At 33.6% G+C, this 21,144-nt stretch carries 20 protein-coding genes; all 20 read left to right on the forward strand.

The annotated features are described in order from the left end of the window. The first annotated feature begins 4 nt into the window (after positions 1 to 4). The 20 genes from mfd (at position 5) to argS (ending at position 21,108) form a co-directional block, all read left to right on the forward strand. Entirely contained in the window at positions 5 to 3,514 is a 3,510-nt protein-coding gene (gene mfd, locus BUB32_RS06990; protein WP_072968637.1) for a transcription-repair coupling factor, read from the forward strand. 53 nt (positions 3,515 to 3,567) lie between these two features. After that, on the forward strand, positions 3,568 to 4,473 hold the full coding sequence (locus BUB32_RS06995; protein ID WP_072968639.1) for a peptidylprolyl isomerase: 906 nt from the start codon (positions 3,568 to 3,570) through the stop codon (positions 4,471 to 4,473). 101 nt (positions 4,474 to 4,574) lie between these two features. After that, positions 4,575 to 5,126, forward strand: a complete 552-nt coding sequence (gene spoVT, locus BUB32_RS07000; RefSeq protein ID WP_072968641.1) for a stage V sporulation protein T — start codon at positions 4,575 to 4,577, stop codon at positions 5,124 to 5,126. A gap of 72 nt (positions 5,127 to 5,198) precedes the next feature. Next, positions 5,199 to 6,053 carry a sporulation peptidase YabG gene (gene yabG / locus BUB32_RS07005; protein WP_072968644.1) on the forward strand — a complete coding sequence of 285 codons (855 nt, stop codon included), beginning with the start codon at positions 5,199 to 5,201 and terminating at the stop codon, positions 6,051 to 6,053. 188 nt (positions 6,054 to 6,241) lie between these two features. After that, positions 6,242 to 6,511, forward strand: coding sequence for a Veg family protein (locus BUB32_RS07010; RefSeq protein WP_003867615.1), 270 nt, complete (start codon positions 6,242 to 6,244; stop codon positions 6,509 to 6,511). Between the two features lie 106 nt (positions 6,512 to 6,617). Continuing rightward, positions 6,618 to 8,144: a DUF3794 and LysM peptidoglycan-binding domain-containing protein gene (locus tag BUB32_RS07015; RefSeq protein WP_072968646.1), complete on the forward strand. Its 1,527-nt coding sequence runs from the start codon at positions 6,618 to 6,620 to the stop codon at positions 8,142 to 8,144. A gap of 95 nt (positions 8,145 to 8,239) precedes the next feature. Then, entirely contained in the window at positions 8,240 to 9,109 is an 870-nt protein-coding gene (gene ispE, locus BUB32_RS07020) for a 4-(cytidine 5'-diphospho)-2-C-methyl-D-erythritol kinase (protein WP_072968648.1), read from the forward strand. Then, on the forward strand, positions 9,102 to 9,779 hold the full coding sequence (locus BUB32_RS07025; RefSeq protein WP_072968650.1) for a GntR family transcriptional regulator: 678 nt from the start codon (positions 9,102 to 9,104) through the stop codon (positions 9,777 to 9,779). The genes ispE and BUB32_RS07025 overlap by 8 nt, the downstream gene beginning before the upstream one ends. A gap of 5 nt (positions 9,780 to 9,784) precedes the next feature. Continuing rightward, the gene (locus BUB32_RS07030) at positions 9,785 to 10,513 is read left to right on the forward strand and encodes a nucleotidyltransferase family protein (RefSeq protein ID WP_042834559.1); all 729 of its coding nucleotides are present in this window, start codon (positions 9,785 to 9,787) and stop codon (positions 10,511 to 10,513) included. 66 nt (positions 10,514 to 10,579) lie between these two features. Next, positions 10,580 to 10,792 carry a CLC_0170 family protein gene (locus tag BUB32_RS07035; RefSeq protein WP_072968652.1) on the forward strand — a complete coding sequence of 71 codons (213 nt, stop codon included), beginning with the start codon at positions 10,580 to 10,582 and terminating at the stop codon, positions 10,790 to 10,792. Between the two features lie 10 nt (positions 10,793 to 10,802). Next, entirely contained in the window at positions 10,803 to 12,407 is a 1,605-nt protein-coding gene (locus BUB32_RS07040) for a spore germination protein (protein WP_072968654.1), read from the forward strand. Beyond that, positions 12,391 to 13,500 carry a GerAB/ArcD/ProY family transporter gene (locus BUB32_RS07045; RefSeq protein ID WP_072968656.1) on the forward strand — a complete coding sequence of 370 codons (1,110 nt, stop codon included), beginning with the start codon at positions 12,391 to 12,393 and terminating at the stop codon, positions 13,498 to 13,500. Before BUB32_RS07040 ends, BUB32_RS07045 begins: the two co-directional genes overlap by 17 nt. Then, complete coding sequence (locus BUB32_RS07050) at positions 13,484 to 14,635, forward strand: Ger(x)C family spore germination protein (RefSeq protein WP_072968658.1); 1,152 nt, start codon at positions 13,484 to 13,486, stop codon at positions 14,633 to 14,635. The genes BUB32_RS07045 and BUB32_RS07050 overlap by 17 nt, the downstream gene beginning before the upstream one ends. Positions 14,636 to 14,705: 70 nt before the next feature. Then, complete coding sequence (gene spoIIR / locus BUB32_RS07055) at positions 14,706 to 15,341, forward strand: stage II sporulation protein R (RefSeq protein ID WP_072968660.1); 636 nt, start codon at positions 14,706 to 14,708, stop codon at positions 15,339 to 15,341. Positions 15,342 to 15,433: 92 nt separating this feature from the next. Continuing rightward, a complete protein-coding gene (gene sleB / locus BUB32_RS07060) occupies positions 15,434 to 16,144 on the forward strand; it encodes a spore cortex-lytic enzyme (RefSeq protein WP_072968662.1) in 711 nt (236 codons plus the stop codon). A 9-nt stretch (positions 16,145 to 16,153) separates the two neighbouring features. Continuing rightward, on the forward strand, positions 16,154 to 17,488 hold the full coding sequence (ypeB, locus tag BUB32_RS07065) for a germination protein YpeB (protein ID WP_072968664.1): 1,335 nt from the start codon (positions 16,154 to 16,156) through the stop codon (positions 17,486 to 17,488). Between the two features lie 67 nt (positions 17,489 to 17,555). Next, on the forward strand, positions 17,556 to 17,753 hold the full coding sequence (locus BUB32_RS07070) for a small, acid-soluble spore protein, alpha/beta type (protein WP_072968666.1): 198 nt from the start codon (positions 17,556 to 17,558) through the stop codon (positions 17,751 to 17,753). A 135-nt stretch (positions 17,754 to 17,888) separates the two neighbouring features. Continuing rightward, positions 17,889 to 18,968, forward strand: a complete 1,080-nt coding sequence (locus tag BUB32_RS07075) for a D-alanine--D-alanine ligase family protein (RefSeq protein ID WP_072968668.1) — start codon at positions 17,889 to 17,891, stop codon at positions 18,966 to 18,968. A gap of 27 nt (positions 18,969 to 18,995) precedes the next feature. Further along, positions 18,996 to 19,418 (forward strand): YwiB family protein, encoded by a 423-nt coding sequence (locus BUB32_RS07080; protein ID WP_072968670.1) that lies wholly within the window; start codon positions 18,996 to 18,998, stop codon positions 19,416 to 19,418. Position 19,419: 1 nt separating this feature from the next. Further along, the gene (gene argS / locus BUB32_RS07085; protein WP_072968672.1) at positions 19,420 to 21,108 is read left to right on the forward strand and encodes an arginine--tRNA ligase; all 1,689 of its coding nucleotides are present in this window, start codon (positions 19,420 to 19,422) and stop codon (positions 21,106 to 21,108) included. The last annotated feature ends 36 nt before the right edge of the window (positions 21,109 to 21,144 follow it).

Here is a 21,144-nt window from a genome sequence, read left to right on the forward strand (position 1 = left end):
GAACATGTTTACTCGTCAAATAGAAGAATTAAGAGAGATTAGAACAATAGAAGAATTTCTACAACAGAGGAAAGGACCTATTTTGGCTTATGGGCTTACAGATTCTCAAAAAGCCCATATTGCCCATTATATAATGACTAAGTTTAACAAAAAGGTGTTAGTTATTGCTCCTGATGAGGTGGAAGCAAGAAAAATATACGAAGATTTGTATTCTTTTAATTTTGGCAATGCTTCTTTATTTCCCAAAAGAGAAGCCTTGTTTTATAAAATAGATGCTGCGAGTCAAGAAGTGGTGTCTCAGAGATTGCAGGTAATTAAAAAATTGTCAGAAGGAAGTCCCCATGCTGTAGTTACTTCTATAGACGCAGCAGTAGGCAAGCTCATACCTATGGATTTGTTTAAAAAGTATCAGTTTGTTTTTAAATTAGGTGATACTGTGAATTTAGAAGAAGTTATGAAAAATTTGGTGACCATGGGGTATGAAAGGGTTCAAATGGTAGAAGGAAAAGGACAATTTAGTGTGAGAGGAGGAATAATTGACGTTTTTTCTCCTACCGAAGAATATCCTTATAGGATTGAACTTTTTGACGATGAAATAGATTCCATAAGGACTTTTGATGTGATTACCCAAAGGTCTTTAGAAAATATTGATAAAATAAATATTTTTCCAGCTACAGAGTTTATCGCAGAGGCAGAGCACATCAAAAAGGGGATTTCGGCAGTTTCGAACTATTTAAATTCCTATTTGTCAAAAATAAAAAAATCGAAAAGTGGAATTGCAGAAAAATTACAGCAAAAATTTGAAGAGATTATGGAGGAGATTACTGAGGCTAAAAGGGTAGAAAATATTCATGAGCTTATAGATTATTTTTATGATGATGTCTATTCTATTGTTGATTATATGGGAGAAGAAGCAGTTATTATTTTAGATGAAAGCAGTCGTATTAAACAAAGGGTAAATAACTTTCAAATGGAATTTAATGAAAATTTCAAGGTTTTGTTAGAAAAAGGGGAGGTTTTGCCAGAGCAAAGTAAGCTTTTTTTTGATTATGATGAAATATTAAAAAGAGTGAAAAATAATTTTTTACTCATAATGAATACTTTAGCAAAACCTGAAAATGAATTACAGCCCCAAACGATTGTTAATTTTATATCAAGGTCTATGCATCCTTTTCACGGCAAAATGGATATTTTAGTAGATGATTTGAAATATTACAAAAACACAGGATATAAAGTATTGCTTTTAAGTGGGAATCAAGAAAGAGCAAGAATTTTAAAAGATACGCTTGAAAGTTTTAATATTGATACTGTAGTGATTAAAGACAGTGAATACGATATACAAAAAGGACAAGTGGTCATATATCCTGCCTCTGTTAGCAAGGGATTTGAGTATGTGGATGCAAAATTTGCGGTTATAAGCGATGGAGAAATTTTTGGTCAGACTAAAAGGAGTAAAAAAACTATAAAAATTAAAAATGCCGACAAGATAAAGAGCTTTACTGAATTAGAAGTAGGGTCATATGTTGTTCATGTAAATTATGGTATAGGAAAGTATGAAGGTATAGAAAAGATAAAACTAGATGGGATTATAAGGGATTATTTGAAGATAATTTACGCGGGAGGGGATACCCTTTTTGTACCAGTGGAACAATTAGACCTTGTGCAAAAATATGTAGGACCGACAGACAATCCTCCTAAATTAAATAAATTGGGGGGAAGTGAATGGATTAGAGCAAAAAGGAAAGCCAAAAAAGCAGTAGAAGACATCGCAAAAGACTTAATTAAGCTTTATGCAAAAAGACAGATAGCTAAAGGGCATGCTTTTTCTCCTGATACTCCATGGCAAAAAGAGTTTGAAGAACAATTTCCCTATGAAGAGACGGAAGACCAGTTAAGGTGTATAAAAGAAATTAAGGAGGATATGGAAAAAGACAGACCAATGGATAGACTTCTCTGTGGAGATGTGGGATATGGCAAAACAGAAGTAGCTTTAAGGGCTGCTTTTAAAGCAGTGGCTGATGGGAAACAAGTGGCTTTTTTGTGCCCTACAACTATCTTGGCTTATCAGCATTACACTAATTTCATAGAAAGATTTAAAGAATTTCCTGTAAAGATAGAAATGCTCAGTCGTTTTAGGACTCCTAAAGAACAAGCGCAAATAATTAAAAGTCTGGCGGAAGGGACTATCGATATTATTGTTGGTACTCACAGACTTTTGCAGAGTGATGTAAAATTTAAAGATTTAGGACTTTTAATTATAGACGAAGAACAGAGATTTGGGGTTGTTCATAAAGAAAAAATAAAAAAGCTTAAGGAAAATATTGACGTTTTGACATTGTCAGCAACTCCCATTCCTAGGACTTTACACATGTCCTTGATTGGCATAAGAGATATGAGCATATTGGAGAATCCCCCTGAAGACAGATTTCCAGTAGAAACCTATGTAATGGAATTTAATGAAGAATTAATAAAAGATGCTATTTTAAGGGAAATTGGAAGAGGAGGACAAGTCTATTTTGTTTACAATAGAGTAAATGGTATAGAAAAAATGGCTTCTTTGGTAAAAGATTTAGTTCCTAGTTGCAGAGTAGCTGTGGCTCATGGGCAAATGGAAGAAAACCAATTAGAAAAAGTGATGATTGATTTTCTAAATGGAGAGTACGATGTGTTAGTCACTACTACAATAATCGAGACAGGGCTTGATATACCAAATGTAAATACTATTATAGTTTATGATGCCGATAAGTTAGGGCTTTCTCAATTGTATCAATTAAGAGGACGAGTAGGGAGGTCAAATAGGCTTGCTTATGCTTATTTTACTTATAGAAAGGATAAAGTTTTAAGTGAAGTGGCAGAAAAGAGGTTGGAGGCGATAAAAGAGTTTACTGAATTTGGTTCTGGATTCAAAATTGCCATGAGGGATTTGGAGATAAGAGGTGCAGGAAATCTCCTTGGAGCAGAACAACATGGTCATATTGATGCAATTGGTTATGACTTGTATTTAAAGCTTTTAGAGGAAGCTATACGAAATTTAAAGGGAGAAGCTCCCAAAGAAGAGATTACTACCACAATAGACATAAAAGTCAATGCTTATATTGACTCTTCCTATATTGAAGACGAAAATTTAAGATTAGAAATGTACAAGAAAATAGCCTCTATAGAATCTAGAGAAGATATGATGGAGATTTCAGAAGAACTTGTAGATAGGTTTGGCGATTATCCAAAACCTGTAGAGGCACTATTAGAAATTGCTTATTTAAAAGCTATTGCTTCTCAGGTCAACATTACTGAAATAACTGAAAAAGGAAATATTGTAATTTTAAAGTTTAAAGATATAAAATCAGTAAATATGCAGGCTATAGAAAAGGCAATAAAGGAATATGGAGGCAATTTAGTATTTTCAAGTCAAGTACAACCGTACCTTACTTATAAATTCAATAAAAAAGAGACTATACAAAAGGAGCTTATAGAATTGTTAGAAAAAATAAAAAGTTTGCAGTTAGTGGAGAAATGATATATAATTAAGTTATCTCTATGTAAACTTTTTAAAGTCAGGAGGATGTTATTTTGAAAAGGAAAATCGCATTACTTTTATTTTTTGTTTTTATAGTATTTTTAACCGTATCCTGCTCTGCCAAAAAAGACGTTGTTGCAACTGTTAATGGGGAAAATATTACAAATGCTGAATACAAAAAAGCTTTTGACCAAGTAAAGGCTCAAATTGAAAGTAGCCCACAATATACAAAAGACATATGGAATCAGGATTATCAAGGGAAAAAATTTTTAGATGTAGTAAAGGAAAATGTGCTTGATAGTTTAATCGCTCAAAAAATACTTGTGCAAGAGGCCATAAAAAATAATATTACAGTTACAGATAAAGAAATAAATGATGAGTATCAAAAAGAAAAAGAAGTTAATAAGGATATCACAAAAGAAGATGCAAAAAATTACCTTTTGATAAATAAGCTCTTTGACAAATATACAAAAGATGTAAAAGTAACAGAAGAAGAGTTAAAAAAGTATTATGATAATAATAAAGAGCAGTTTGAAGTGGTGAAGGCTAGTCATATATTAGTAGCTGATGAAAAAACCGCAGAAGATATATACAATCGACTTATGAAAGGAGAAAATTTTGCCACATTAGCAAAAGAGTATTCTATTGATACGGCTACAAAAGACAAAGGAGGAGATCTGGGAGAATTTCCTCATGGCGTTATGGTTCCTGAGTTTGACCAAGTAGTTTTCTCACTTAAAAAAGGTGAGATATCAAAACCTGTTAAGACTGCTTATGGATATCATATAATAAAGTCAGAGGGTGTTACAATAAAACCTTTTAATGAAGTAAAAGATGCGATACAAAATTATTTGTTAAATGACAAGAAAAATCAGGTTATTAAAGAAAAATATGACGCACTTGAGAAAGCAGCAAAGATACAAAAATTTCCTCAAAATATAAAAGTGACAGTGGGATAAAAATCCGGCAATTTAGTTGCCGGTTTTTTTGCGAATAAATTTATGGAAAAATATAAATACTAATCTTGAGCTAAAAATTTTAGGAAATGGAGGTATTTACTTTGAAGGCTACAGGAATTGTACGCAGAATAGATGATTTAGGGAGAGTTGTTATTCCTAAAGAGATTCGAAGAACATTAAGAATTAAAGAAGGAGACCCTTTGGAAATTTTTACAGATAAAGAAGGAGAGATAATTTTAAAGAAATATTCTCCAATAAGTGAATTAAGCGATTTTGCGCAAGAGTACGCTGATAGCATATATCAATCTACAAAACACCCTGTATGCATTACAGATACAGATAATGTAATAGCTGTTTCCGGCGTAGCAAAAAAAGAATTAATTGATAAACCAATAAGTCAAGAATTTGAGAAATATCTTGAAGAGAAAAAGACGATAATGCTTGGGACTGGGAAAGATAAAGGACCGATTAAAATAGCAGATGGACAGGAATTTAACATTACATCTCAAGTTATAGTACCTATTATTTCAAGAGGAGATACCATAGGAAGTGTGGTGATTTTTACTAAAGAAGCCGGCGAAGCAGTTACAGAAGTTGAAGCAAAAATTGCTGAAACAGCTGCTACTTTTTTGGGTAAACAGATGGAAGAATAAATTTATATACACATATATATACCCCTCTGCATATTATAAACTATGAATTAAGCTGCGCAGGGGGGTTAATTTATGGCTTTTCGCATTAATGATATTGTAATGAGAAAGTCTTATGGCTCTGACATTTTGTTTAGAGTCATTAATGTTATAGATAATAAAGGAGTAAGACATTATCTTTTGCACGGTTTAAACATGAGAATAATTGCAGATGCACCAGAAGATGACCTTATAGAGGCTTCTCGCGCCAAAATTGCGGAATATGATAGGCCTTATAGAGAAAAGGCAGAACGCCTTTTAAAAAAAATTGCTTCTTCAAAAAGCCTTCAGCGAAAAAAAGAGATGGTACGTGCAAGTCGGCAAGAGCTTTACGGAAGACCAGGAAAGGTTCTTCACATAGATGGAGATGAAGAATATTTAAATATATGCCTTGATGCTTATAAAAAGGTAGGTATGGAAGTTGTAGGAGTAGTGGTAAAGGAAGAAGAACAACCAGATAAGGTGTATGACCTTTTAGAAAAATATAGGCCGGATATATTGATTCTTACAGGTCATGATAGTATAAGAAGCAATAGTAGAGATTATGGCGATATAAACAACTATAGAAATTCTAAGTATTTTGTGGAAGCGGTTAAAAATGCAAGAAAGTACGAACCTGCACTTGACAATTTGGTGATTTTTGCAGGAGCTTGCCAATCAAATTACGAAGCTATTATAAAAGCGGGTGCCAATTATGCTAGCTCTCCAGAAAGGGTTTTGATACACTGCCTTGATCCGGTACTGGTGAGTGAAAAAGTGGCTTTTTCCCATATAAATGAGCTTGTAAAAATTGAAGAATTAATAGAAAACACTATAACTGGAGCACCAGGAATTGGAGGATTGCAGACAATGGGAAAATTTAGATATGGTGTTCCAAAAGGCAAATATTAAATTAATTTACTCCGTAAGCTAAAAATTAGTGATTAAATGCAAATATCTCTGAGATTTTCATATTTTTTTTGTTTTTTGCATAAAAATCATTATTGACAAATAGGTAGGTGCACTGATATAATATTATATCCTTGACATTGTCTGAAAATTGTGGTACAATATTTTCAGCATGTGCTAAGGAGTTGATAATGGTGGCAGATAGATCAACCCTTGATGAAATAAAAAAACAATTGGATAAACATATAGGAGCTCGAGTTCGCCTTAAAACAAATGGTGGTAGAAAAAAGACCATAATAAAAGAGGGATTATTAGAAAAGACATATCCGAGCATTTTTATTGTGGTATTAGATGGACAAGGAGCGACCCGTAGGGTTTCTTACAGTTATTCAGATATTTTAACAGATACAGTAGAGCTAACCGTAATGGAAGGAAACAAAAAAATCCAGTGTCTCCAATGACCGAAGATATTCGGTCTTATTTTTTGGCATAATTTTACCTCAATAATTATATATTATATTAGCATTATCTTATTGTAAAGGACAATTATTTTAAGGAGGTAAAAGCATGCCACAGGTGTATAAAGATATTTTAGAGTTTGATTTTGTATCGGGTACATATGATACTCAACTTCTGGTAGAGAGTGATATAATTATTCCTGAGAATGAACCGGACGTGCTGGTACTTTTGGCATTAAATCCTCGGACATATATTAATGAAGTTTTTGTGACAGAAGGTAAAGTTCAGTTTGAAGGTAAATTAGCATTAGATATTTTGTATTTGGGTGAAAAAAATGGAGAGCTTGAAAGGATTGAAAAAGAAATTGACTATTCCCATGTCATTGAGGATGAAGGCATTGATAAGAGGAGCAGATGCATACTAGTTGCAAATGTTGAAAATATTGACTATAAGTTGGTAAACAGTAGAAAAATAAGTATGAGAGCTGTAATAAAGATACAATGCAGGTTAGTAGTATCTGATAAAAAAGAAGTAGTAATAGGAGCTGAAGATTCGATAAAAGTGGAGTCCTTAAAGAAAAAAGTGAAGTTAATGCATACAGTAGGGCAAAATAGTGTAGAAGTCTTTGTAAAAGATAAAATAAAAGTTCCTGATGGAGAGGCCCCTATTCAAAAAGTCATAAAAACAGATGTGGCAGTAAAACCGGAGGAAATTAAAGTCACTGATAACAAAGTAATAGTTCAAGGAAGTGTACAATGTAATATTTTATACATTTCACAGGAAGGAACATTTGGAAATTTAGAGACAGATTTAAATTATGCAAATTTTGTAGATATTCCTGGGGCTTTAAGTTATATGTCTGCTAAAACTCAAGAGGAAGTCGTGGACATAATTACAACCATGCTGGAAGATGAAAAGGGAGAAAATACTATTTTAGATATAGAAGTCACAATAAGAGTAAAAGTTCAAGTGTTGGAAACGGAGGATAGAGAGCTTCCTGTTGATGCCTATGGCACAAAAGCTTATATTCAACCTATAAAAGAAAATTTAACTGTGATAGAGAAATTAGAATCTTTTAAATCTCAATTTGTAGTCAAAACTAATGTAGAATTACCTTCTTACTTAAAAAGATTTATAGATGTTGTGGTTATTCCTGTTATATCTGACTACAGTGTAGATGTCGATAAATTGGTTATAGAAGGAATATTAGATTATACTATTTTATATTTGTCTGAAGAAGGTAGTGTAAAGTCTTATAGAGATGAATATCCCTTTAAGACTTTTGTCGAGATAAGTCAAGTTAAAGGACCCATGTTGGTTGATATAAAAATTTCTCATGTTTCCTATGAAATAATAGCTATGAAAGAGATTGAATTAAAGTTTGCAATTGATAATACAGTTGATTTACTTGCAGAGAAAGAAATAGAGGTTATTGTAGACCTTAAGGAAATCGAAGCACCAAGAGAAATCGATAATAAACACAGCATTGTTGTTTACATGGTTCAAAAAGCTGAAACCTTGTGGGATATAGCTAAAAGGTATAGAGTAAGCCTTGAAGAATTAATTTCTACCAATGGTTTAGAAGAAGATAAAGTTTCAGAGGGAATGAAATTAATAATACCTATGGAAGAGTGATACGCAGGAGACTGCGTATTTTTTTTACAGAGAATTTATTGTATAATGTATAATATATAAAATATAATTATTATTGAAAGAGCGTGGATGGAGAAATGAAAAAAATCAAAGCAAAAGCCTATGCTAAAATTAATTTATCTTTAGATGTATTAGGAAAAAGAGAAGATGGATATCATGAAATTTCTACAGTGATGCAATCGATTGATTTGGCTGATATTTTGGAGTTTGAAACAAGCGAAATAGTCAAGGTTTTTTGTAGTGATCATAGAGTACCAGAGGGAGAAGATAATTTAATAGTGAAGGTCATCAACCTTCTAAAAGAAAAATACCAAATAGAAGAAGGAGTGTTGGTCAAGCTTGACAAGAAAATCCCTTTAGCTGCCGGCCTTGCTGGGGGAAGTGCTGATGCTGCTGCTACAATTGTGGCATTAGATAAATTATGGAATTTGAATATGTCAAAAGAAGAAAAAAAAGAAATTGCTCTGAAAGTCGGAGCAGATGTTCCTTTCTGTCTGGAAGGTGGGACAAAGCTTGCGAAAGGCATAGGGGAAATATTTGAAAATTTAAAGGTTCCATCTATGAGTTTACTTCTTGCAAAACCTGATATTGAAATTTCCACAAAAGAAATTTATGATAAATGGGACAGGCTTAATTTTAAAAGTCACCATGCTACTTTTTTAGTTGTTCAAGCTATACAAGAAGGAAACATATATAAAATTGCAGAAAATATAAAAAACGATTTAGAATTAGTAACTTCTCGGGAATGTGAAGTTATTAATCAAATAAAAGAGGAATTGCTTAAAAAAGGTGCGTTAGGATGTGCTATGTCAGGTAGTGGTCCCACTGTTTATGGAATTTTTGACGATTTAGAGAGACTTAAGAGAGCTTATGAGGATTTAAAAGAAGTTTACAGTTTTGTGTTTTTTTCAAAAACTATAGATAAGGGGTTAGAATTGTATGAATGATTTTCTTCCATTGGAAAATTACAAACCGTTAAGAGATGTAGTTTTTGATTACATGAAAGATGCCATAATTACAGGTAAGTTAAAACCTGGAGAGAGACTTATGGAAGTTCAACTGGCAGAAAAGCTGGGAGTAAGTCGGACTCCAGTGAGAGAGGCGATTAGAAAATTAGAGCTTGAGGGGCTAGTTGTTATGGTTCCTCGAAAGGGAGCTTATGTAGCAGATTTGGATGCAAAAGACCTTTTGAATGTTTTAGAAGTAAGAAGTTCGTTAGAAGGATTAGCTGCTTCTCTAGCTGCTGAAAGAATAACGGAGGAGGAAATTGATAAATTAAAAAGAATTGTAGAAGAATTTCAAAAAAAGATAGAAGAAGGTGATAATGAAGGATTAATAAAATTGGATAAGGAATTTCATGACTTAATTTTTGCTGCTTCTCGTAATGACAAATTAATACAAATAATGAATAATTTACAAGAACATGTACACAGATTTAGAGTCAGATATATAAATGAAGAGAAAAAAGCGAAAAAAATACATCAAGAGCATAAAAAAATTACAGAAGCTATCGAAGCAAGAGATACAGATGCTGCAAGAAGATGGGCAGAGAAGCATATACGCAATTTCCAGACAGAGGTTGTAAAAGACATAAAGTATTTTAGTTACAAGGAGTGATTTGGGTGAATGCCATAATTTTGGCCGGCAGTACTAAAGAGGACAAATTACCTGATAAAGCCTTTGTTAAAATAAATGGGAAGTATATGGTCTCTTATGTAATTGAGGCTTTAAGAGGTTGTGATAAAATAGATAAAATTGCAGTAGTTGGAGATACCGAAAAGCTTAAAAAAGTAGCAGGGATAGATGTTATCATTGAACAAGCTGACAATATAATGGACAATGTTTTGAAGGGGGTGGAGCCTTTTAAAAATGACAAAAGAGTCTTGATTCTTACTTGTGATATTCCTATGTTGACTAAAGAAGCAGTTTGTGATTTTATTGAAAAGTCAGAGGCTACAGGAGCGGACTTATGTTATCCTATTGTTAGAAAAGAAGATAATTTAAAAAAATTTCCTGAGGCTAAAAGGACTTATGCACGGGTGAAAGAAGGAGTTTTTACAGGAGGCAATATTTTTTATGTTAACCCCGGAATCATAGATAGATTAATAAAAGATGCGAAACAATTTATAGCTTATAGGAAAAAACCATGGAAATTAGGAAAATTATTAGGAGGAAAGATATTATTTTTATTTTTAATAGGGAGACTTTCGATTTCTCATATTGAGAAAAAAGCAGAAGAGTTATTTAACATAAAAGGGAAGGCTATCATATCTAAATATCCAGAAATAGGTAACGATGTTGATAAAGAAGAAGATGTAGTAATGGCAACTAAATATCTCAGTCGAAAATAGGCATAGGCCTATTTTTTTTGTATATTTTTTTTCTGAGTGCAAAATATATATTCAGAAGGTGATGCGATGTATAGCTTATTGCATTTTGTAATACAATATTTTACAGTTTATATGTTTGCTAATGTATTCATTGTAGGGATTTATGAGACTTTTATTGAGCCTAAATTTTTAGAGAGGAAAGGACTAGACAGAGATTCTAAGCTGTGTAGGTGGATTGGATTATTTTATATTTTCATTGGAATAGTTGCTGTTATTTTACGAACCTTTTTCCCTATGTAAGGAGGAGAATATGAGATTTTTTGATAAGATATTTGGCAAAAAAGACGATAAAAAGGAAGATAAAAATGGTACACCAGCTTCAAACAGTCTTAAGGTAAATTTAGATTATATAAAAAATAAATTAAAAGATTGTGATGATGTAATATATAGAGATATTTGGGTGGGGGAAAACCAGCAATATAATCTTGCAATTGTATTTATAGATGGGCTTGTGGACAAAAACCTCATAAATGACCATGTACTCCACTCTTTGCTTTTGGATTCAAGACAAGCAGCCCCTTCTATTGAGAAGATAAAAGGCAATTTATATGAGGTTATAAAAAAAGGGACTATAACAGGGGGAGATATAAAAGAGATTACAGATTTAGACAAGTGTATTTTGTCAATTTTGAGTGGAGATACTGCATTATTGTTTGAAGGCTCACCTGAAATAGTCATTATTTCTAGTAAAGGCTGGCAAATGAGGTCGATTTCTTCTCCCGAAGCAGAGACAGTTATAAGGGGCCCACGGGAAGGATTTACAGAAACAATAAGAGTAAATACTGCCCTTGTAAGAAGATGGATTAAAGACCCAAATTTGAAAATAAAACAAATACAGATTGGAGAAAGGACTCATACAGATGTAGCTGTGCTTTATATCGATGATATTGTTGATAGAAATGTGTTGGATAAAGTGATGGAAAGGCTTAAAAACATAAAAATAGATGGAGTGCTTGAAAGCGGGTTCATAGAACAATTGATTGAAGAAGATTGGCACTCACCATTTCCTCAAGTTTTGAGTACAGAAAGGCCTGACAAAGTTGCGGGTTCCCTTTTAGAGGGAAGAGTGGCAATTTTGACAGATAATACTCCTTTTGCTCTTATAATACCTACTACTCTCGCTACTCTTTTTCAATCGCCTGAAGATTATTACGAAAGGTGGATGATATCTTCCCTATTAAGAATTTTAAGGTTTCTTGCGGCAATTGTAGCACTCGTTTCACCAGCTGTTTATATAGCTTTTACAGCCTATCATCCTGGCCTTATACCTACTAAATTGACTTTATATGTTGCAGCAACACGACAAGGTATCCCTTTTCCTGCTTTTTTTGAAGCTTTTATTATGGAAGCTACTTTTGAGCTTTTAAGAGAGGCAGGAGTTAGACTCCCTGTGCCTATAGGGCAAACTATTGGCATTGTAGGTGGTCTTATTATAGGACAAGCTGCTGTCCAAGCGGGTATTGTAAGCCCATTGATGGTAATAGTGGTGGCCGTTACGGCTGTAGCTTCTTTTGCAATACCCAGTTACAGTGCTGCTATTGCTTTTAGAATGCTAAGATTTATATTTATGAGTCTTGCGGCTGTTTTTGGTCTATATGGTATAATGCTGGGATTTATGGTAGTTTTAACTCATTTGGTTGTTTTAAAAAGTTTTGGAGTTCCTTATCTTTCACCTTTTGTGGAAATAGATATAAGTGACCTTGCAGATACATTGATAAAAGCTCCTATAATGTACTTTAAAAATCGGCCAGAAATTTTGAATACTCCTGATAGAAGAAAGATGAAGGATTTAAGGGGAGAAAAAATAGAAAGCATAGAAGACGATAGGAGAGACAACAATGATAAAAAACAATGATAAAATCTCTGCTAGTCAAGTATCAATATTGCTTTTCACTACTATGGTAGGAGCTGGAATATTAAGTCTTCCTGCAGATGTTTCAAAAGAGGTAGGGCCTAATGGACTTATAGCTATCTTAGGAGGAGGAATTGCTTCTCTTTTTTTTGCAAGGCTGATACTTTATTTATCTTCTAAATTTCCTACAGAAACTTTTGTTGAATATACTGGTAAACTTATAACAAGACCTATTTCTATTGTTATAAGTATTATACTTGTTTTTTACTTTACAATATTTGCAAGCCTTGATGTAAGAATTTTTGGGGAAGTTTTAAAAATATATCTTTTACCAAATACACCCATTGAAATGATAATTATTACAATGCTTTTTACTTCTGCTTATTTAGTACGATATGGACTTGAACCAATTGCACGAATGTCAGAAATTTTGTTTCCTATAATGGTGATACCCCTTGTATTACTTTTTTTGCCAGCTTTAACTGACGTAGACTTAAGCAATTTTCTTCCGTTTATGAGAGTTTCACTAATTAAGTTTTTTAAAGGAATGCTTTTGACTACCTATAGTTTTGTTGGCTTTGAGGTATTGTATTTGCTTTTTCCATATGTAATTGATAGAGAGAAGTTAAAAAGAAGTGTCAATTCAGCAGTAATCTCTACGATGTTGTTTTACATGTATATAACTTTTTTTGTAATCAGCATATTTGGATACAAGGAAACAAGGGAACAGTTGTGGCCTTTTTTGACCCTCATTAAATCTCTTAATTTTCCTGTGTTTTTTATTGAAAATGTAGAGGGAATTGTAATGGGAATATGGACATTCACCATCTTTACTTCTATTTATTCTTTTCACTATTTTGCTATTTTGACTCTTACAAAGCTTTTAAAAGCCAGAGAACATTCTTATTTTGTTTTGCCGGCAGTTCCAGTAATGTATTTAATGGCTTTAATTCCCGATTCTATTGTGACAGTTTATAAATATGCGGGTTATGTTTCTCAGTACATGTCAGTGTTTTTTATAGCTATATTGCCAATACTATTGTTTATCATTTTAAAAGTTAAAAGATCAGGTGATAAAGATGAAGAGAAAACTTAAAATAGTGATATTATCGGTTTTAATTGCTCTCATGTTGGCAGGCTGTTGGGATAAAATAGAAATAGAAGATAGAGCTTTTGTGATGGCAATAGGCATAGATCTATCTTCTTCGAATAAAAAATATGTTGTGACTTTTCAATTTCCTAATGTTGCTCAAATAGCAAAAGGTACCAGTGGTGGTGGAGGAGGAAGTGAGAAGCCAAGTTTTGCTGTCTCTGAAGTTGCTGATACAATTTTTTCTGCTTCTCGCCATATAAGTACAAGAATTGATAAAGCGCTGTATTTAGGTCATACACAAGCTATTATTTTTGGCAAAGATGTAGTGGAAAACAAGGATAAATTTCAGCAAGTTTTAGATTCTCTTGACAGGAGTTATGAATTGAGCCGTAAAGTTTATCTTCTTGTAACTCCACAAAAAGCTCAGGATATTCTTCTAAAAAAATACGAGATGGAGCCAAATACAGGAGCTTATATTAGAGATATATTTAAACATTACAATTTGACATCAAAATTTCCAACAATTGACTATAATAAAATTACTAAGTCTCTTCATGAGACGAACGGCAATGCGATAATACCAAAAATAATTGCAGGAAAAGATGAAATTAAAATAGCTGGTTCTGCTATTATTAAAAATTATAAATTAGCAGGTTGGATGGAAGATGATGAAAACATGGGATATATGTGGCTGACTGGTCTTGTGAAGGGAGGAGATATATCTATAAGTATGCCAGGAGATGGAGAAGAAATAAAGATTCCTTTTAATATTTCAAATGTTATTAGAAGGCGAGATGTTAAAGAAGAAAATGGGAAAATTATTTATAGAGTTAAACTGGAGGTGGAAGGAGATATAACGGAATATACTTTTGAAAGACACGGAGAAATGATGGAAGATGATTTGTTAAACGTCATAGAAAGAAAAACTAGTGACGAAATAAAGAAGATGACACAAAAAGCTATAAATAGATTTCAAAAAGAATTAAAAGTAGACATGCTGGGTATAGGAGATTATATTGAAAAATATCATCTAAATTTATGGGAAAAGGTGGGAAAAGATTGGGATAAAATTTTTCCGGAGGTAGAGATAAAAGTAGATGTTACTTCTCATGTACGAAGGATAGGGCTTTTCAGGTAGAAGGGTATATTTTTTAATATATTTGGTAATACTTTAGTTAAACTAAAGAATTGTGATGGAGGATAAAATTATGAAAAGGTTAATTGCATTGATGGTATTAGCAATTATTATAGCAGCAAATTTTTATGGAGCTAAAGCTTCTCATTTGCAAAGAGAAGACCTATCCCGCAAATTAATAAGGTTTCATGTGATTGCCAATAGTGATTCAGAAGAAGACCAGGAATTAAAACTTAAGGTTAGAGATGCTATACTTGTTGATTTAACGCCTAAATTTGAAAAAGTAAAAGATATAAAAGATTCGGAAAGGATTATAAAGCAAAGTATTGAGGAGATTAAAAAGGTTGCGGAGAAAGTAATTCGTAGAGAGGGCAAGAATTATGATGTGAAAGTTGCCTATGGCACCTTTGATTTTCCTACTAGGTATTATGGCACTATTACTCTTCCTGCGGGGAATTATAATGCGCTTAAAGTAGTTATCGGAAACGGCGAAGGTAAAAATTGGTGGTGTGTAATATTTCCTCCCCTTTGTTTTATTGATGCTACCCACGGGTTTACAGATACAAAAACTGCAGAGGAAGTGGCTAAATATCTTTCTCAAGATGAAATGGAACTTATTGAGAAAGAAAAGCCTAAAGTTAAATTCAAAATAGTTGAAATTATAGAGGAATATTATAATAAATTTAAAGTGGCATGGAAGGCGCCTTAAAGGGCGCTTTAATTTTTTAAATTAAAAACAGCGTATAATACTTTTACTACTACAAAAAATATTTACAAACACCAAAGAAAAGGAGGTTCAAAATGAAAATAGATTTTATTCTCCGCATAAAGATTATAATAGCGGTTTTGGCTATTTTTATAACAGCAGTTTTTGAATATGCAGCTTATGATTTGACTAAAACAGCTATGTCTAACCTTTATTGGGGGAATACAGGTAGTGATGTTGCCAAAGTTCAAGCACGGCTTAAAGACTGGGGATATTATACGGGAGCTGTAGATGGATTTTTTGGGGTTAGAACGTGGCTGGCAGTTAGAAAATTTCAAGCATATAATGGTCTTAGAGTTACTGGAATTGTAGATGATGATACAAAAGTAGCTCTAGGTTTTACGACTACTGCACAGGATTTAGCGGCTTATCAGGCTTCTTCTTCTGTCACCACAAATGACGATGTCTATCTTTTGGCAATGCTTATAAATGGAGAAGCCAGAGGAGAACCTTACATTGGAAAAGTTGCAGTTGGAGCTGTGGTGATGAATAGAGTTAGAGACCCGAGGTTTCCTAAAACTATTGCCGGTGTTATATTTCAACCAGGGGCTTTTTCTGCTGTAGAAGACGGTCAAATGTGGTTACCTCCTACGAACGACAGCATAAGGGCGGCAAGAGATGCAATTGCTGGATGGGACCCTACTGGTGGTGCTTTGTATTATTACAATGCCATGAGGGTGACAAATTACTGGATATTTAACAGGCCAATTATAACCCAAATAGGCAGCCATATCTTTGCAAGGTGAGGTGAAAAAATGTTAAAACGAGGCTTGACGGCTTTTGCTTTAATTTTAATATTAGTTTTAGGAGCATGGGGATATAGACAATATATTGAGAAAATTTCTTATCACCGGTATTTACAAGCACAATATGATAGGTCTTTTTATCAATTGGTGTCTAATGTAGAGAACATCGAAACTTCTATGGGGAAACTAATGGTAGCTTCTTCAGATAAAACCACTATTCCTATTTTAGATGAAATATGGAGGGAAGCTTTTTCAGGGCAAGAGCACTTAAATCAACTTCCTATAGGGCAGCCTGAAATAGATAATACTTCAAAGTTTTTGACACAAATTGGCGATTACGCTTACAGTCTTACAAAAAAAGTTGCTTCAGGGCAAAAATTATCACAACAAGATTTAGCAACCCTTACGAAATTACAAAATTATGCGATATTTTTGGGTAAAAACTTACAAGACTTAAGAAAAAAAATTCAAGGTGGATATGAACTAGGGAACTTACGTCAAAAAGGTACACAAAAAATGGGTGAGATTGATAGTAAAATTTTAAATGTAAAAATGAGTAGTGTCAATCAGACTATGACAAATTACCCTACTTTGATATATGACGGCCCTTTTTCTGAAAGTTTAGCAAAAACTACACCTAAAGGTTTAGTTGGGAAAGAAGTTTCTTACGATAGAGCTTTACAAATAGCAAAAGATTTTTATGGAAAGCCTGTAGAATCGCAAAACAAGTATAGTCCTAACAATGGAAAAATAAAAGCCTATGGGATAGAATTAAAATCTCCAGGTAAATTACCTGTTTATATAAATGTCAGTCAAAAAGGTGGATATGTTGTATGGATGATGGACCAGAGAAGTGTGAATAAAATAAATATTTCTCAATCACAAGCTTTGCAGTATGCTAAAAAATTTTTAGAAAAACACGGTTTCAAAAACGTGGAAAGCACTTATTCTATGAAGGCGGATGGTAATGTACAGCTTAATTTTGTTCCTGTACAAGATGAGGTATATTTGTATCCGGACATTGTCAAAGTTAAAGTGGCACTTGACAATGGTGATATAATCGGATTCGACGCTACAGCTTACTACATGAATCATACGGAAAGAAAATTAGAAAAGCCAAAACTTACGGAAAAAGAAGCGGAGCAAAAAGTAAATAAAAACTTAAAAATAGAAGGAACAAAATTAACACTCATTCCTTTGGAGGGCGGGAAAGAAGTATTGGCTTACGAATTTAAAGGAACATACAGAGGTGATACATTTTACGTGTATATAAATGCATTAAATGGAAATGAAGAAAAAATTTTAAAGGTTATAAAAACAGAACATGGAGATTTGACCATGTAGTCCATAACATAAAAGTGCTTTTAAAGGCGCAAAATAAGTGTAGGGCAAAAGAAGGAGGGGATAAAAAATGGGTAGACGCAGAGGCTTGATGTCAGACCAGCTTAAATATGAGTTGGCTAAAGAACTCGGCGTTTACGATACAGTCATGAGGGAAGGTTGGGGAAGTGTTTCTTCTAGAAATTGCGGTAATCTTGTAAAACTTGCAATCGAAAAAGCAGAAAAAATGCTTGTAGAAAATTATAACAACGGAAATACCACCTTCTAAATGCCCACCAAGCCGGGAAAGGAACATCTTCTTCTTTCCCGGCTTTAAATCTATAAAATAAAATTTTTCTTGAATACATATTCTTAAAAGAGTAGAATAAAGATAATGTAAGAAAAATTTGTGGAGTGTGAGAGAATGGCGAAGAAGAAAATAGCTGTTTTATTTGGTGGACAATCAGGAGAACATGAAGTCTCTTTAATGTCTGCAAAGTCTATAATAAACAACCTTGATAAAGATAAATATGAGATTTACATGATAGGTATTACAAAAAAAGGAGAATGGTATTTACATAGAGGAGATGTAGAAAAAATAGAAACCGGAGAATGGGAAGAAGAAGGAATTCCTGCAACTATGGGAGCTTCTACGAAGTATAGAGGAATAATAACTTTCGAAGACGGAAAAAATGGTTTTTATCCTATAGACGTGGTATTTCCTGTTTTGCATGGACCGAATGGAGAAGATGGAACTATACAAGGGCTTTTAGAATTATTAGATATACCTTATGTAGGAGCTAATGTGCTTTCTTCTGCTTTATGCATGGATAAAGTTTTTACAAAAAGGATTTTTAAGGAAGAGGGGCTACCTACACCTGATTTTGTGGTAGTATATAGAAAAGAGATTGAAGACTTAGAAGTTATAAAGAAAAAAGTTGAACACTTGGGATATCCATGCTTTGTAAAACCTGCTAATTTAGGCTCTAGTGTTGGTATTACCAAAGTCCACAATGAGGAAGAACTTCCTGGGGCCTTGAAATTAGCTGCAAAATATGATAGAAAATTGTTGATAGAAAGAGGAATAGATGCTAGGGAAATTGAATGTTCTGTGCTAGGTAACGAAAATCCGCAATCTTCTATTGCAGGAGAAATTGTTCCTTCTAATGAATTCTATGATTATAATGCTAAATATTTTGATGGGGGTAAATCTCTTCTCTTAATACCTGCACCACTTCCAGATGAAAAAATGGAAGAAGTAAGACAATTGGCTATAAAAGCATATAAGGCGTTGGATTTGAGAGGTATGGCGAGAGTAGACTTTTTGATGGATAGAAACACAGGTACCATTTATCTAAATGAAGTTAATACCATTCCCGGGTTTACGAAAATAAGCATGTATCCTAAACTGTGGGAAGTAAGTGGGAAGCCGTATTCAATATTATTGGACGAACTTATAAACTTAGCGATAGAGAGCTATAATGAAAAATGTAGAGAATGGTGAGAAATAAGGGAAGAAGGGGAGAGGTAATTGAAAAAAGCGATTATATCTGTAAAAGGTACTCAAAAAAACGATCAAAATGAATCTGATACAATAGAACTTATTACAGAGGGCAGTTTCTATATTAAAGGCAATACCTTTTATGTAGTATATGAAGAAAGTGAACTATCAGGAATGGATGGAACTACTACTACTTTAAAAATTACAGAAGACAAAGTTACATTATTGCGATTTGGTACTAACAAATCTAAAATGGTTTTTGAGAAAAACAAAAGATACGAGTCTGGCTATGATACCCCTTATGGAAAAATTCTTTTAGGAATACTGCCGAAAGACGTAAAAGTAACTATGTCGGAAACTGGCGGTGAGATTACTATAAAATATGCTCTTGACCTTAATAACAAGACTGTGAGCAATAATGAACTATACTTAAAAGTGCGGGAGGTAAATTGACTTGGAGAACATTATACAAAAGGTAAAAGATGAAATAAAAGACATGGTGACTACCGCTATTAAGAATTCTCTAAAAGAAGGTTTGATAAATATAGAGGTTATTCCAGAAATAGAAATAGAAGAACCAAAGGAAAGGCAGCACGGGGACCTTGCAATAAACACGGCGATGGTGATGGCAAAGCGGGCTAAAATGCCTCCTAAAAAAATTGCAGAAATTATTGTTTCAAAAATGGACACTTCAAATACTTTTATAGAAAGAATTGAAATCGCAGGACCTGGCTTTATCAATTTCTTTTTGAAGGATAAATTTTTGGAAGAAACTTTAAAGCTCGTTTATGAACGAGGGAAAGATTATGGACGAGTAAACATTGGGAATGATAAGAAAGTGCAAGTGGAATTTGTATCGGCAAATCCGACGGGTCCTATGCATATGGGAAATGCAAGAGGCGGTGCTTTGGGAGATGCCTTGGCGTCAGTACTTGACTATGCAGGATACGATGTTACAAGGGAATTTTATATAAACGACGCAGGAAATCAAATAGAAAAATTTGGATATTCCCTTGAGGCAAGATACCTGCAATTATTGGGTATACCTGCTGAAGTGCCTGAAGGCGGCTACCACGGGGAGGACATAATAGATAGAGCGAGAGAGTTTTTAGAAATATACGGAGATAAATATAAAGATGTGCCATCAGAAGAGAGAAGAAAAGCACTCATAGAATATGGACTTAAGAAGAATTTAGAAAAAATAAAAGAGGATTTAGCTCTTTACGGTATAGAATATGACGTGTGGTTTTCTGAGCAATCTCTTTATGACAGTGGAGAAGTATATAAAGTAATTGAAGAACTTAAGCAAAAAGGATACACTTATGAAAAAGACGGAGCTTTGTGGTTTAAAATGACATTATTCGGCGCGGAAAAAGACGATGTATTAGTAAGGGCCAATGGGTTTCCTACCTATTTGGCTTCTGACATAGCCTATCACAAAAATAAATTTATAACTCGCGGATTTGATTGGGTTATAAATGTTTGGGGTGCGGATCACCATGGTCATGTTGCTCCTATGAAAGGAGCGATGCAAGCACTTGGCATAGATCCTGACAGGCTTGACGTTGTTTTAATGCAGCTTGTGAAACTTATAGAAGGCGGTCAAGTTGTCAGAATGTCCAAAAGGACAGGCAGAATGGTGACACTACGAGACCTGATAGATGAAGTAGGGAAAGATGCAGCGCGGTTTTTCTTCAACATGAGGTCTGCAGACAGTCCCATTGATTTTGACCTTGACCTAGCTAAAGAACAGTCAAATGAAAACCCTGTCTTTTATGTCCAGTATGCCCATGCAAGGATTTGCTCAATTATTAGACAGTTGGAAGAAACTGGAGTAAAGATAGATAATATAGATGAAGTAGATTTAAGCCTTTTAAAAGAAGAAGAGGAAAAAGAATTAATTAAAAAATTGGCATATTTCCCTGAAGAAATTACCATTGCAGCAAAGACATTGGCACCCCATAGGATTACGAGATATGTACTTGATGTAGCATCGCTTTTCCATTCTTTTTATAACAGTCACAGAGTAAAAGGCGTAAAAGAAGATTTGATGAAAGCAAGGTATGTGCTCATATTAGCAGTAAAGACTGTTATAAAGAACGCTTTAGATATATTGAAAATAACATCACCAGAGAGAATGTAAAAGGCGGTTTTTCCGCCTTTATTTTGTGGTATAATA

It is taken from the genome of Thermoanaerobacter uzonensis DSM 18761, from assembly GCF_900129115.1.
Classification (GTDB): Bacteria; Bacillota; Thermoanaerobacteria; order Thermoanaerobacterales; family Thermoanaerobacteraceae; genus Thermoanaerobacter; species Thermoanaerobacter uzonensis.